Origin of the sequence: Dietzia massiliensis (genome assembly GCF_018390595.1) — a bacterium.
Classification (GTDB): domain Bacteria; phylum Actinomycetota; class Actinomycetes; order Mycobacteriales; family Mycobacteriaceae; genus Dietzia; species Dietzia massiliensis.
Genome location: NZ_JAHBAV010000164.1, coordinates 1 through 475 on the forward strand (window position 1 = coordinate 1; position 475 = coordinate 475).

Sequence of the window (475 nt, forward strand, 5' to 3'; positions counted from 1 at the left end):
GAAAGGGTATTCCAGCTGGGTGTGTACCAGCATTGGCAGCAGCACCAGAAACAGCCCGACGCGCGCACCGCCCGGCTGTTCGCGATCCCGTTGCCAGGCGCGTTTCAGCAGCAGCGCGCCGGCGACGAGGACGATAACGATCCCCGCCAGCGCCGGCAGGCCGCCCTCAACCCACCACAGCAGGATTTCATTGTGCGGATGCCCGGCGACTTCCAGCACTTCTCGCCAGGGCATTTCCTGCAGACGGAAGTGCGCGAAGCTGTATTCAAAGCCGCCGTAGCCCCAGCCCAGCAGCGGTTTGGCCAGGATCATGGCGCCGACGTCATGCAGCATGGTCAGGCGCGCGCTGTTGGAAAGCTCCCGCCCGATCAGGCCGGCGCGGCTATCCAGGCCAAGGCCGGTGAACAGCACCGTGAGACCGGCCGCCACGCCCAACAGCAGCGCGCCGCCGGCCCAGCGGCTTGCGGCCGGGCGC

At 68.0% G+C, this 475-nt stretch carries 1 protein-coding gene; it reads right to left on the reverse strand.

The annotated features are described in order from the left end of the window. On the reverse strand, positions 1-475 hold a 475-nt coding region (locus KHA85_RS20145; RefSeq protein WP_213186655.1), incomplete at both ends, for an O-antigen ligase family protein.